We start from the raw sequence: 13,007 nt of genomic DNA on the forward strand, positions 1-13,007 counted from the left end.
ATCGGTGTGCTTTTTTAAGTAGTTATTTAGGACTTGTTTCCAGTAGAAATCACATTTTATTTTGCCGTGGTTAGCTTCAGAATCGAGAGAATTTAAACTGAATGACACCCGGTAGAAGGGATCGTTAAAAGTTGATAAGGTCTCCATCCAAGCGAGCCCTTGATCGGGGCTTAAAGATTTAAAGCTTTTTCGATACCTTATACGGTTTTTCTGGGCCAGCTTCATTAGCGTGCGTAATTTCGTTGTCTGATAGGAAAATATCAAACTGCGTCTTACTGTCCATTCCCTTAACGACTAGCACGTGACCATCTTGAAGATGATTCTCCCGATAAATTTGGGCAGTTCGCACGGCTTCATCATAGTCGTGAAAGTTTGCGATTGAATCGCCTGGGTTGAAGAAAATTAAATTGTCCATTGAAATCACCTCTATTCATGGTTTGGATACATTATACCGCAATCGCTTTCATTTTCCGAGTTTAAAGAAAACCTTACATGCTGTGACGTTTCCTAGTATTACAGCGTTTTTTTTGCTAAAATAAGTCTTGTTTTAAATTGTCGTGAAAAGGATCAGAGAAACGATCCATTAACGACAATATCGACGTCGAATTTTGACGCTCGAGAAACCGTAAATAAATGGAATAAAGGGGATAAACTACATGTGTGGATTTGTTGGTTACGTCAACCAGTCTGATGTTCCTAGCGATACGATCGTCAAGATGGCAAACCGCATTCGTCACCGTGGACCTGATGACGAAGCATATTTCAACGACGACAAGGTTACAATGGGCTTTCGTCGTTTATCAATCATTGACCTGGCGCACGGTAAACAACCAATGTACAACCAGGATCAAACAAAAGTATTAACTTTTAACGGTGAAATTTATAATTATCAAGATATTCGTAAAGAACTCCAAAACCTCGGTTACCAATTTCGGACTGATGTTGATTCAGAAGTTTTGATTCACGGTTATGATGCATGGGGTCCAGACCTGCTGCAACACTTGCGCGGGATGTTTGCCTTTGCCATCTACGATTCTAAAACTGGTGAAGTTTTTGGCGCCCGTGATCATTTCGGTATCAAACCCCTGTACTATTACGATGATGGCCAAACCTTCCTTTGGGCCTCTGAGATTAAGGCTTTTTTGGAGCACCCAAACTTCAAAAAAGAATTTAACGAGGATCTGCTGGCGATTCACCTCAGCTTTGAGTTTATTCCTTCAAAGGATACCATGTTCAAAAACGTCTTCAAGTTATTGCCCGGCCACTACTTCATTCACAAGGCGGATGGTCACACTGAGACGCACGAATACTACAAATTTAACTACGATAATATCGACCCTAATCAAACCATTGAAGGCGATGCAAAGAAGATTCGTAAGCTCGTTGACGAATCGGTTGATGCCCATATGATCGCTGATGTGGAAGTGGGTAGTTTTCTTTCCAGTGGGATCGATTCCAGTTACGTGCTCAACGAGGCTGCTAAGTTAAAGCCAATTCAATCGTTTTCGTTGGGGTTCAATCATTCTAAATACAGTGAGTTGAGCTGGTCAACGGAATTCGCCAAGGAAATCAAGCAGGACAATACACCGATCACGATGACCGGTGACGACTACTTTGATATCTTGCCAACCATTATGTATTACATGGACGAACCGCTCTCAAATCCTTCAGCGATGCAGCTTTACTACCTATCGAAGGGAACTCGCAAACACGTCAAAGTTGCCTTGTCTGGTGAGGGGGCTGACGAATTCTTTGGTGGTTACAATACCTACTTGGAAGCCAAGCCGTTTGAAACGTATCAAAAATACGTACCAAAGTTTGTCCGCAAGGGACTGGCAAAGGCTGTCGTTAACCTACCGCGTTTCCACGGTCGCCGTTTTCTGGTTCGTGGCGCTCAACCGCTAAGCGAACGTTACTACCGGGTCAATTACGTCTTTGACTACCATGATCGTGAACGGATCTTAAAGAACCCAGATTTAAACCGGGATGCTGGTGAATACACTAAGCATATCTTTGATGATGTTAAGGGCAAAGATGAAATGACTCAGATGCAGTATTTTGACATTAACACCTGGTTGCCGTACGACATTTTGCATAAGGCCGACCGGATGAGCATGTGCAATTCGCTGGAAGTCAGAACACCATTAGTGGACAAAGAAGTTGCTAAATTTGCGGCTACGATGCCTATTAAAACGCGAATTCGCGGAACCGAAACGAAAGTCTCTCTGCGGACTGCAGCGATGGCTGAACTGCCTGAAAAAATTGCCAAGAAAGAAAAGCTTGGTTTCCCATCTCCAATTGCCAGCTGGATCAAGCAGGACAAGTACCGCAAGCGAATTGAAGAAGCTTTCACATCTGACGTTGCCAAGAAGTTCTTCAATACGGATGCCTTGTTAGACATTCTCCAAGAACACATTAACGGTAAGTCATCGATGCAAAAGATCTTTACCATTTATACCTTCATTTTGTGGTACGAAGTTTACTTCCCAGAAGACACCACGGCAGATACGATCAAGAAGGTTCACCGGACGGATATCGATAAGATTCCCGTTGCTAACTAAACTGCATTTATCAAACTGAAACCGGCTGGAAATGTCGGTTTCTTTTTGCATGAAAATGTGAAACAATAGAATTTAGGACTCAATTAATTGGAGATGAACAAGCCATGTCACTTGATATTACCCAAGTGGTGACTTTATTACGAGAACACGATTTATTAACGACTGTGAATACTGCAGTGGCGCAGCAGACTTTTCAACACGTGAGCTATAATTCGAAAACGGTGCAGCCAGCGACCCTGTTTTTTTGCAAGGGCAACTTTAAGCCAGCTTACTTAACTGACGCCAAAACGGCCGGCGCGACCGCCTACGTTTCAGAGACCCAGTATGATGAGGGTAATGGCATGACCAGCATCATCGTGACCAATATTCAAAAGGCGATGTCATTACTGGGTGCTGCGTTCTACGATTATCCGCAAAACGACTTATTTATCATTGCGTTTACGGGGACAAAGGGGAAGACCACTTCTTCTTATTTCACCTATGGTATTGAACGAACCCATACACACGACCGGGTGGCGCTATTTTCGACCATCGACCGCATCGTTGGGAATGCCCCTGAAGACCGGTTTAAATCGGATCTGACGACACCGGAATCGCTGGACCTTTTTCATGACATGCGGCACGCAGTGAATAATGGGATGACTCATCTTGTAATGGAAGTATCTTCCCAAGCTTATAAAAAGGACCGAGTTTACGGGTTGCACTATAATGTGGGTATCTTTTTGAATATCACCCCCGACCATATTGGTGAAAATGAACACCCCACGTTTGCGGATTACCTGCACTGTAAGGAACAGTTGCTGGTGAATGCTGACAAATGTATTATTAACGCGGAGACTGACCATTTAGCTGACATTTATTACGCGGCTAAAACGACGACTCAGCCGGAGGATATTTACCTGTATGCGCGTGAGGGTGCGGATGTTTCCATGCCGTTGAAGCTGGATGTAACCTTTAAAAATACCAACGAAACCCTGCATCAAAGCGATTTTCAGGTGACAGGTCTTTCCCCTAAGGGTCGGGCCTTAAAAGTGGATGGCAGCTACGAACTGCACGTTCCCGGCGACTTCAATGAAAGCAATGCGGTGAGTGCCATCATGGCCAGCGCACTGTCTGGCACCAGTTACGACGATGCCAGAACCGCTCTGACGACCGTTCACGTTCCTGGTCGAATGGAAATGGTGACTAGCCAAGATCACGGTACGATTTATATTGATTACGCCCATAATTATGCCAGCCTGAAAGCGTTGCTGAGCTTTTTACGCACTCAAACGGATGCCGGTCGAGTCATTGTGGTGGTTGGCAGTACTGGCAACAAAGGAGTATCTCGTCGGCAAGGTTTCGGGAAGGCGCTGAGTGAAGAAGCCGACGTTGCCATTTTGACAACCGATGATCCAGCCTTTGAAGACCCAAAGAAAATTGCCGAAGAGATCGATGCTCATATCGACCATTCACGGGTCAAGGTTCAATACGTGATGGATCGAAAGACGGCGATTCAGACCGCAATTAAAATGAGCGATCCTGACGACATCGTTGTGTTAGCTGGCAAGGGTGAGGACGCTTACCAGAAGATCAAGGGTGTGAATACGCCGTACGCGACGGATGTCACGATTGCAAAACAAACAGTGGAGGAATTGTAAGGATGCAACAAACACCAGAATTTACCCCAATATTATTAGGCAGTGATTTTAACGTTTACGGGATGGCACGCTCACTCTATGCGCTGTACCATCAGCCCGTAAAGGCGATTGCTTCGATTCAGTTAGCGCCAACCCGGTTTACTAAGATCGTTGATTTGGAACTGATTCCCGGATTCGACGAAGACCCAGTGTGGATCGAATCGATGCGAAAAATCAAGGAACGTTACCGTGATCATGATGAACCAGTGATTCTGATCGGTTGTGGTGATGGCTATGCAGAGCTGATTGCCAAGCACAAGGCGGAATTGGAAGACGTCTTCATTTGTCCGTATATTGATTATGATCTGCTTAAACAACTAAATAACAAGGAGAACTTTTACAAAGTTTGTGACCGCTATAATTTACCGTATCCCGCAACCAGAACGATTTCTAAAGCGGAACATGACAGTTCGGCGAAGGTGGAGCAGCCGTTTGATTACCCCGTAGCCCTGAAGCCGGCAAATAGCGTGGAATGGCTCGACGTGCATTTTGAAGGTCGTAAAAAAGCCTTTCGAATTCAGTCCCGTGAAGAATTCGACCGCGTACTGGACGCCGCCTACGCTAATGGTTACAAGTCCGATTTTATCCTGCAGGACTTCGTACCCGGTGACGATAGCAATATGCGGGTATTAAACGCTTACGTGGACCAGCACCATCACGTGAAGATGATGTGTCTGGGACACCCGTTATTAGAGGATCCAGCCCCCAGTGCGATTGGCAACTATGTCGCAATTCTGCCAGAATACAACGAGGCCATTTACAAGCAGATTCAAGGCTTTCTAGAGCAAATTGAATTTACTGGTTACGCGAATTTTGATATGAAATACGACGTGCGCGATGACACTTTCAAACTGTTTGAAATTAATTTACGTCAGGGGCGCAGCAGTTTCTTCGTCACTCTGAACGGCTACAACCTTGCTGACTGGGTCGTTAAGGATTACGTCAAGCAGGACTTAGTGGATCAGCCAACCGTTTACGGCAATAAAGATGAGAGTAAGCACGCTGTTTGGCTGGGAGTTCCGGTGCACGTTTTTAAGAAATACGCGCGTGAAAACGCCGATAAGGATCGGGCTTTGGAATTGATTCGAGCTGGTCGCTACGGCACCACTTATCAATATTCAGCAGATATGAACCTGAAGCGTTGGGCGCTGATCAAATGGATGAATCATAATTATACGAAGAATTTTGACCGTTATTTCGCTGAAAACAAGGGGTAATTTTGATGAAGCATTTCTTTACGATCATTGGTGGAATGGGTACTGAAGCGACTGAGACTTATATTCATCAGTTAAATGAGCGGACGCCAGCCAACAGTGATCAGGATTATTTGGATTATATTCTGGTCAATCACGCCACGGTTCCTGATCGAACAGCGTACATCAAGGATCACACTCAGGCCAGTCCACTGAAACCGTTAGTGGAAGATATCAAAGTTCAGAGTCAGTTAAAGCCTGATTTCTTTGCGTTACCATGTAATACCGCTCATTACTTTTTTGATGAGATGCAAGCGGCGACCGATATCCCGATCCTGCACATGCCACGTGAAGCCGTGAAGGAAATTGGGCAAAAGTATCCTCGCGCTAAACGGATCGGATTAATTGCGACTGAAGGCACGATATATGATCATATTTATGACCATGAGATTCAGGAAGCTGGCTATCAGTTTCTTGCGCCTAGTCAATCCGTTCAAGAGCAGACCAATCGGCTGATTTATGACAACATCAAGGACAATAATTATGTCGATCCTGAGCTGTATCACGGGTTAGTGCAACAGATGTTTGATGAGACTCACTGTGACGCCTTGGTCTTGGGCTGTACTGAATTATCGCTGGCTCAAGATCGTGAACCAGTGGCCGATAAGCCGATCATTGACAGCCAATCGATTCTTGTTGACCGGACTTTGGAACTGGCATTGAAACAGCAGAAGCACTAAATTCTATCCGAATCAAAGAGCACTTAATTTTAAGAGCAAAAAAGCGTTGGTAAACTTCGGTATTTTCCCGAAATTCATCAACGCTTTTTAGCTGTGCCAGACTTTTAAATTGAAGTAGCTGGTTTAATGGCCATAAACTAACCAGAGGCCGAGGCATGCTGTGACAATGATAACAATTGCCAAGCACCAAGCGAGGATCGGTGATAGTTTTCGTTCCTGTTTGCGCGCAAAAGCAATTTCAATCAGGGCGATTACTGCTAACCCGAGCAACCCCTTAATGGTCATAATCACAGGGGCGTACTTGAATGCCCCAAAAATCAACACACCACCGCTGATCAGAATCAAAATGTACAGTACCCGGTCGGCCATCAACCACGGCACAATTTGTTTCTTATTGTGCCGAGTCAGCCCAATTAGCGTGACCAACGCTAGCAAAATAAATGAAATTAAATGAATAAGTAGCCACATCATTAACGCCTCCAAGAAATTTAAAGCAAAGTTTGCTTAGTTACTTACTAATTATAACTTAATTTCATGAAAAATGTCGTCTTGGTTTTAACAGTAACGGTTAAATCTATTATCTATTCTGAATTCGTTTAGTTAATGAGGTACAATAATCAAGGTATTTTTAAAATTTGAGAATGTCAGGCTCAGAGGGAGAGATTATTTTGGGAACGGTTTTATTTTTATTTGGGGCAGGCGTGGTTGCCGGTCTATTAGCATCAACAGCTGGTTTGGCTTCCTTAGTATCCTATCCAGCATTACTAGCAGTCGGGTTGCCACCAGTCATCGCCAACGTGACGAATACGACTGCACTGATTTTTTCTGGTGTTGGTGCGACCGTTTCGTCATTGAAAGAGCTGCGTGGCCATTTCCATCAGCTGGTCATGTTTGTCATATTGTCTCTGATTGGTAGCATTGGTGGCAGTACATTGCTGCTGATCGCGCCAGCTGGCTCATTTGAAAAGGTGGTGCCGTTTTTCATTTTAGCGGCAGCCATCATGCTATTTGTGTCTGGGAGACAGACGGATAATACAACGGAACGGTTGAAGGCAGCGCAAGCCCACCCTGTGAAGCGCATCTTAATTCGCGTGGCCAGTTATCTTGGCATTATATTGGTAGGTGCTTATACCGGGTATTTTGGCGCGGCAGGCGGTGTGATCTTTTTGGCACTGCTGTCAATCATTTTGAACGAAGACTTCGCCGTCATTAACGCAATGAAAAACGTGATTGCTTTCGTTGGTAATTTGGTAGCTACGATCATCTTTATTTTTAGATCAAAAATTAACTGGCACTTCGCTATCCTGATGGGCATCGGGTTATTCATTGGTGGCTACATTGGCCCCATCATTGTGCGTCACGTCAATATTAAATTGCTGCGAGCATTGATTGCGATTGCGGCGGTTGGATTAGCAATTGATTTGTTTGTGACGGCTTACTTTTGATTGAAAGTGAAAATGATAACTGGTTAGTCTAGACATACCGTCAGAGGATGAGGCGTAAAAGCGACGCTATTCGTGAAGTTGTGACGATTTTCTTGATTCAAATATCCTGATTAAGTGGCAACATAATCAGCTATGCCAGTTTTAAAGCAAAAAATAGCCACTAAAGCGATTTTTTTAATCTGAGGAATCGTTTTAGTGGCTATCTGATTAACGTTTAAAGGGGATCATCACACGCTTGTCACTTTTGAAAGTTAAATAGAGTGAAGGGTCAGGACAATGTCGACGGCTGCGGTAATCAGAATGAAAAGGGTGATGCCAATGCTCCAAGCAATTGACAGGCTGTGCTCCTGCTTTCGCCCGAACGCTATCTCAATGATGACAATGACTAACACGCCAAGCAGGAATTTCAGTGAAACCAGCCACGGCGCATGCATGAAGGTTCGAATCATCAAGACAATCATTGCAGTGGCCATGATGAGGTAAACGATGCGATCGAGGATCAGAAATTGAGCGATTCGTTTTTCCGATGTTCGGTTGAGGCCAATAATGGTTACAGGTATCAACAGGATCAAGCTGACAAAGTAAATACTAAGCCACATGAGGGTCACGTCCTTCAATAAAATAGTTGCAGGTTGTTAGTACCTTCGTTTTAAATTATCACTTCAAGTTTACCACGAAGCCATTGTGAAACTTACTTTCATTTAAAAAGTTTAATGCTTCATTAAGTTTTCGAAAGTTTTGCAGAAAATGAAATTCTCCCTTGTATTTCATCTTAAATTTTGATATTATCTTTCTCATCATGCGAAGTGGAGGAAATATCCTAAATGGCTGAACATAAAATTGGTGAATACGTGAAGGGTAAAAAGTATGGCTCTTTTGAGCACGATTTTGAAGGTGAAATCGAGAAAGTTTACGAAAACTCGGTTTTAATTCATATCCTTCGTTATAATGATGAAGATCGGATCTTAGTTGGTGAGTTAAATAACCGGGCCATCGTCCGAAAAGGCGATGCCAAAGCGGTTAAAGTGAAGGCGGAATAAATCAAATAAAGGTAACTATTTCATGAGGACTCATTTTTATGCAGATTTGGCTGACAAAATGAACCGAATATGATAAGATAGTTACTGTTATTGCGGGTATAGTTTAGTGGTAAAATTCAAGCTTCCCAAGCTTGCGTCGCGGGTCCGATTCCCGTTACCCGCTTAAGTGAATCATTCTTGTTTTGAAGAGAGTGAGACAAAACTCGGTTAGATCCCAGAATGCAAGTTAAGAGCGCCGTGGATTCCTGATTTTGGAATCTACGGCGCTCTTGGCTTGCATGGCCGGGATCTGAGTTTTGACGCACGTTTAGACCATGTTCAGTCTCGAGGTTGAGTAACATGTTTAACTACTTCAGCGTTAAGAAACCAATTAGATATTTACCAATATTAACTTTTGTCACAGCCTCTTTTTTATTTACGCGAATTCAGGGCCTAATAAGAAATTTTTATGTATCGGTATTCTTTTGAAGTGAATCTAGTATGTGTTAAATATAAAATTGGTGTTCCAATAACAGAAAACTCGTAATTTGTTTGGGTGTTAGATAATTTACTCGAACTGTTTTTTCCTGAATTTATAGGAGATTCGTCGCACATTTTGATTGATATTAGTGGCCAGGGTCGCGTGATTTTGAGTTTTGAAAACGTTCATGATTGACAGCTCAAAAAATAGTAAACGCATCGCCCTAAAAAGAGTAAACTATGAATTGTTAGGGAGGGAAAAACATGAAAAAATCGATTTTAGTCACTATAGCAGTTGCTGCTGGATTAGCTGGGGGTGCGGTTACTACTGGTACTTCAGCTCAGGCGGCAACTTGGCATCAGGGCATGCCCAAGGCTTTGCGGGGAGTTTGGCATACCAAGAAGATTAAATTCTTTGGTGGTGTGAGATTTACAATACGCATTGGCAAGAATTATAGTCATGCAGCAGTTACTGATCCGGATGTTTTGAACCACACTCGTTATCGCTACTTAGGCCATCATGATTATAAAGTTAATGGCTATGAGCCAATTTACTCTAAAAAGCGGACGAATCGGTACTTCAAGTGGGTCTCTAAGCACCATATTGTCTATTCGGACTTTTTAAAGAAGGGGTATGGAGCCAGCTTTTATCGTTAAAAAAGCGGCACTTTTGTTAACATTTTTTAAATTGGCTTCCTTGGTATTGATGACCTTCATCAATACCTTTTTTGATGGGGAATCGCGTATCATGGTTGAGTTGATAAGCATCTAAGATGGCATGTGTGAAAGTGTTTGAATTTAGATTAGTCCTTACTAATTGAAGCGGAGAGAGCCTAACTTTTATCCATGGAATTTTTATAAACAGAGTGGAACATTGAACTTAATAAAAAACGACTGAAAGGACGGGTTCAAATGGAGTATACAAAACTAGGTCACACGGATATTGAGATTGCCAAACTTTGTCTCGGCTGTATGAGCTTTGGTAAAGCGGGGACGATGCATGACTGGACTTTGGACGAATCACAAACTGAAGAGGTGGTTGCTCACGCTTTAGACCTTGGGTTTAATTTCTTTGACACTGCTAACGTTTATTCTAAAGGTACCAGTGAAGAATACCTTGGCAAAGCGCTGAAGAAAAATGTTTCCCGAGATAAAGTGGTGATTGCCTCTAAAGTGTATTTTAATGAAGGCCGCTTATCACGGGCAGCTATTAATCGTGAAATCGACGGGACTTTGAAGCGTCTTGGGACCGATTATCTTGATTTGTATATTATTCATCGTTTTGATTACAACACCCCGATTGAAGAAACAATGTCAGCTTTGAATGATTTAGTGAAGGCCGGAAAAGTTCGCGCTTTAGGGGCCTCTGCCATGTATGGTTATCAATTCTATAATATGCAGCTAGCTGCCCGCGACAATCATTGGACGCCCTTCTCCGCAATGGAAGACCACTATAATTTGGTTTACCGCGAAGACGAACACGAACTGATTCCGATTTGCAAACAGATGGGCGTTTCGTTGATGCCATATAGTGTTCTGGCCTCGGGGCGTTTGGCTCGTCCAAACTGGAAGAGTGATACCCTGCGAAGTCAGACTGACAAAGTGGCCATGGGTAAGTACGATCATACAGAGAAGACTGATGTGGCAATTGCCGAGAGGGTTCATGAGCTGGCGGAAAAGCATGGTGTGAAAATGGCCCAGGTCTCACTGGCATGGCAATGGGCTAAGGGCGTTTCATCACCAATCGTTGGGGCCACCAAGAGTAAGTATCTAGACGATGCCGCCAAGGCGTTTGATCTGCACCTCAGTGATTCTGAAATTCAATATCTTGAAGAACCCTATGTTCCGCACAAAATTGTCGGCGCAATTGACCATAATCCTGCTGAAGGTGTTGTCCTGTTAGATAAAGATCCGAAATGATAATCTAATGAGTAAATTATGTGAATAAGAATGGTATATTTTTAAATATATAAAAGCAGAATATTTTCGACCAGTAGTAGACTCAACAAATCCCAGTGGGACAGTAATAATTAACAATATTCCTAAATATTTTAATTAAAAATAAATTAAAAAATATCTTGTAAAGTCTCATTTTAAATGCTACTGTAAAACTATTAAATCAAAGGGAGGTACGAACTTATGACAACAGTCGCGTATAATGGCAACCAATCGAATAACTTTGTAACCTCCTTATTAGCCTTATTACTATAACTTAGGACTCTGACAATTAATCGTCGAGTCCATTTTGCGTTATAGAAATGAGGCTCGGCGCACAAGCACCTCATTTCTAGTAAATGAGGTGCTTTTTTGATTTTAAATTCCGCTGAGAGAAGGGATTGATTTGGATGTCGTCAATGACTACTGGCAGTTATGGCCCACAGTAGGTCATTTTTGCTAGAAATTCTAGTTGATTAATCACACATATTTGACCGGGGATCCACGTTGGACGTTCCGGCACACATACCAACATAGTTCAAAAATGTTTTTGACTGAGATTGATCAGACTCAGCCCACATAACTTGTTTACCAGTTACAGGGTCACACACATAAGGAGATGCGTTACATGGAACTTCAGAATTTAAGTTTGCAGGATCGACTCGATCAGACGCGAGAGTCGCCACTTTTTTATAAGATTTTTGCTTTGGTTGCCGGAGGCATGTTTTTGGACGCCGCAGATGTTTACATGGCCAGTTCCGTTGCTAGTTATACGTTGAAAACTGGCTGGTCTACCGTTCAGATGAATTCGTACTTTCTTTCTAGCGGATTCTTAGGTTTGTTCATCGGTTCACTGATTTCAGGCTTTATTGGTGACTTAAAGGGCCGCCGGGTGGCCTATCAGATCAACCTGCTGCTGTTTGGTGGTTTTACATTTGCCGCTGCATTTGCCCCCAACATGGCGGTTTTGATTTTTTGTCGATTGATGGCTGCCGTTGGCCTCGGGTCTGAGATCGTTACTGGCTATTCAATGGTCAATGAATTTTCACCCGTTCACAACCGTGGCAAATGGTGTGCTGCCGTTTCACTAGTTGCTAATTGCGGGGCGCCCATTACGATGCTGGTCTGCACGATCGTGTTGCCACGCTTTGGCTGGCGGGCACTGTTTGCGATGATCGGAGTGATTGCTGCCATTCTGTGGTACTTGCGTCGAGACATTCCAGAATCACCGCGATGGCTAATTGCCCATGGACGTAAAAATGAAGCTGAAGCCATTATTGAACAGTTGGAAGTGAACGGCAGTCGTCATGAAGACGTCGATGCTGATTCACAGACCCATCCGCGTGTTCACCATTCATTAGGAATCAGCTTGTTTGTGGCAATCGTGGCCGTTTCAGCCACCATTATCTGCCAATACGCCTTTACCTCATGGGTGCCAACCCTTCTGTTGCAGCGTGGAATCAATATTTCTAACTCACTTGGCGTTTCAACTATCATGATGCTTGGGGCACCTGTTGGCTGTGCAATCGGTGCCACCATGATTGATCGAATCGGTCGCAAACGCACCATCGTCCCAGCCTTTCTGCTAACTGCCGTCTTTGGTATGATGTACGCGCATCAAGATAGCATGGTCATGGTGGTGTTTGTTGGCTTCTTACTGACCACCTGCTTCTATGTGCTAATGGCCAGTGTCGTTGCCGTTTACGTATCTGAGCTATTTCCGACCGAGTACCGTTTTCGTGGTTCAGGTGTCGCCAATGGAATTGCTAAACTGATGACGGTTGCCATGCCAATCGTCGTTGCTTGGATGTTAAAGGTCGCATCGGTGAACGTGGCCTTCTGGTCAATCAGTGGGATCGCTCTCTTTGCTGGACTGGTCGTTTGGATCTTTGGTGATGAGACTAACCAGAAATCAATTGGATAATTTGAATAATAATCAAAACAATGCTTGAAAT

The 13,007-nt window shown here is 43.5% G+C and carries 12 protein-coding genes and 1 tRNA gene; 10 read left to right on the forward strand and 3 right to left on the reverse strand.

Annotation, left to right across the window (positions count from 1 at the left end; translation table 11 throughout):
* Positions 1-178: 178 nt before the first annotated feature.
* Positions 179-415, reverse strand: a complete 237-nt coding sequence (locus tag GM612_RS07790) for a hypothetical protein (protein ID WP_155431820.1) — start codon at positions 413-415, stop codon at positions 179-181.
* Between the two features lie 241 nt (positions 416-656).
* Here GM612_RS07790 and asnB point away from each other — a divergent pair, with 241 nt between their 5' ends.
* The 4 genes from asnB to GM612_RS07810 all read left to right on the forward strand — a co-directional run bounded on the left by asnB (position 657) and on the right by GM612_RS07810 (position 6,173).
* On the forward strand, positions 657-2,561 hold the full coding sequence (asnB, locus tag GM612_RS07795) for an asparagine synthase (glutamine-hydrolyzing) (protein ID WP_155431821.1): 1,905 nt from the start codon (positions 657-659) through the stop codon (positions 2,559-2,561).
* Positions 2,562-2,665: 104 nt separating this feature from the next.
* Positions 2,666-4,201, forward strand: a complete 1,536-nt coding sequence (locus GM612_RS07800; protein ID WP_155431822.1) for a UDP-N-acetylmuramoyl-L-alanyl-D-glutamate--2,6-diaminopimelate ligase — start codon at positions 2,666-2,668, stop codon at positions 4,199-4,201.
* A 2-nt stretch (positions 4,202-4,203) separates the two neighbouring features.
* The gene (locus GM612_RS07805) at positions 4,204-5,457 is read left to right on the forward strand and encodes a carboxylate--amine ligase (RefSeq protein ID WP_155431823.1); all 1,254 of its coding nucleotides are present in this window, start codon (positions 4,204-4,206) and stop codon (positions 5,455-5,457) included.
* Positions 5,458-5,462: 5 nt separating this feature from the next.
* Positions 5,463-6,173 carry an aspartate/glutamate racemase family protein gene (locus tag GM612_RS07810; RefSeq protein ID WP_155431824.1) on the forward strand — a complete coding sequence of 237 codons (711 nt, stop codon included), beginning with the start codon at positions 5,463-5,465 and terminating at the stop codon, positions 6,171-6,173.
* A gap of 123 nt (positions 6,174-6,296) precedes the next feature.
* On the opposite strand, the gene GM612_RS07815 is transcribed toward GM612_RS07810, so the two are convergent.
* On the reverse strand, positions 6,297-6,641 hold the full coding sequence (locus GM612_RS07815) for a YisL family protein (protein ID WP_155431825.1): 345 nt from the start codon (positions 6,639-6,641) through the stop codon (positions 6,297-6,299).
* A 197-nt stretch (positions 6,642-6,838) separates the two neighbouring features.
* Here GM612_RS07815 and GM612_RS07820 point away from each other — a divergent pair, with 197 nt between their 5' ends.
* Positions 6,839-7,618, forward strand: a complete 780-nt coding sequence (locus GM612_RS07820; RefSeq protein WP_343031853.1) for a sulfite exporter TauE/SafE family protein — start codon at positions 6,839-6,841, stop codon at positions 7,616-7,618.
* 251 nt (positions 7,619-7,869) lie between these two features.
* On the opposite strand, the gene GM612_RS07825 is transcribed toward GM612_RS07820, so the two are convergent.
* Positions 7,870-8,217 carry a DUF1516 family protein gene (locus tag GM612_RS07825; protein WP_155431827.1) on the reverse strand — a complete coding sequence of 116 codons (348 nt, stop codon included), beginning with the start codon at positions 8,215-8,217 and terminating at the stop codon, positions 7,870-7,872.
* Positions 8,218-8,442: 225 nt separating this feature from the next.
* On the opposite strand from GM612_RS07825, the gene GM612_RS07830 reads away from it, so the two are divergent.
* From GM612_RS07830 to GM612_RS07850, 5 genes are all read left to right on the forward strand, one after another.
* Entirely contained in the window at positions 8,443-8,658 is a 216-nt protein-coding gene (locus tag GM612_RS07830; RefSeq protein ID WP_155431828.1) for a DUF2187 domain-containing protein, read from the forward strand.
* A gap of 92 nt (positions 8,659-8,750) precedes the next feature.
* Positions 8,751-8,821 (forward strand) — tRNA-Gly (locus tag GM612_RS07835).
* Between the two features lie 560 nt (positions 8,822-9,381).
* Positions 9,382-9,774 carry a hypothetical protein gene (locus tag GM612_RS07840; RefSeq protein ID WP_155431829.1) on the forward strand — a complete coding sequence of 131 codons (393 nt, stop codon included), beginning with the start codon at positions 9,382-9,384 and terminating at the stop codon, positions 9,772-9,774.
* A 255-nt stretch (positions 9,775-10,029) separates the two neighbouring features.
* Complete coding sequence (locus GM612_RS07845) at positions 10,030-11,037, forward strand: aldo/keto reductase (RefSeq protein WP_155431830.1); 1,008 nt, start codon at positions 10,030-10,032, stop codon at positions 11,035-11,037.
* A gap of 643 nt (positions 11,038-11,680) precedes the next feature.
* Positions 11,681-12,976: an MFS transporter gene (locus GM612_RS07850; RefSeq protein WP_155431831.1), complete on the forward strand. Its 1,296-nt coding sequence runs from the start codon at positions 11,681-11,683 to the stop codon at positions 12,974-12,976.
* Positions 12,977-13,007: the final 31 nt, after the last annotated feature.

Source organism: Secundilactobacillus folii (assembly GCF_009720675.1).
Classification (GTDB): Bacteria; Bacillota; Bacilli; order Lactobacillales; family Lactobacillaceae; genus Secundilactobacillus; species Secundilactobacillus folii.

What these genes read in the sequence shown, in the direction of transcription:
- GM612_RS07790 (WP_155431820.1), bottom strand. Translation starts at nt 415, where the DNA reads ATGGACAATTTAATTTTCTTCAACCCAGGCGATTCAATCGCAAACTTT.
- asnB (WP_155431821.1), top strand. Translation starts at nt 657, where the DNA reads ATGTGTGGATTTGTTGGTTACGTCAACCAGTCTGATGTTCCTAGCGAT.
- GM612_RS07800 (WP_155431822.1), top strand. Translation starts at nt 2,666, where the DNA reads ATGTCACTTGATATTACCCAAGTGGTGACTTTATTACGAGAACACGAT.
- GM612_RS07805 (WP_155431823.1), top strand. Translation starts at nt 4,204, where the DNA reads ATGCAACAAACACCAGAATTTACCCCAATATTATTAGGCAGTGATTTT.
- GM612_RS07810 (WP_155431824.1), top strand. Translation starts at nt 5,463, where the DNA reads ATGAAGCATTTCTTTACGATCATTGGTGGAATGGGTACTGAAGCGACT.
- GM612_RS07815 (WP_155431825.1), bottom strand. Translation starts at nt 6,641, where the DNA reads ATGTGGCTACTTATTCATTTAATTTCATTTATTTTGCTAGCGTTGGTC.
- GM612_RS07825 (WP_155431827.1), bottom strand. Translation starts at nt 8,217, where the DNA reads ATGTGGCTTAGTATTTACTTTGTCAGCTTGATCCTGTTGATACCTGTA.
- GM612_RS07830 (WP_155431828.1), top strand. Translation starts at nt 8,443, where the DNA reads ATGGCTGAACATAAAATTGGTGAATACGTGAAGGGTAAAAAGTATGGC.
- GM612_RS07840 (WP_155431829.1), top strand. Translation starts at nt 9,382, where the DNA reads ATGAAAAAATCGATTTTAGTCACTATAGCAGTTGCTGCTGGATTAGCT.
- GM612_RS07845 (WP_155431830.1), top strand. Translation starts at nt 10,030, where the DNA reads ATGGAGTATACAAAACTAGGTCACACGGATATTGAGATTGCCAAACTT.
- GM612_RS07850 (WP_155431831.1), top strand. Translation starts at nt 11,681, where the DNA reads ATGGAACTTCAGAATTTAAGTTTGCAGGATCGACTCGATCAGACGCGA.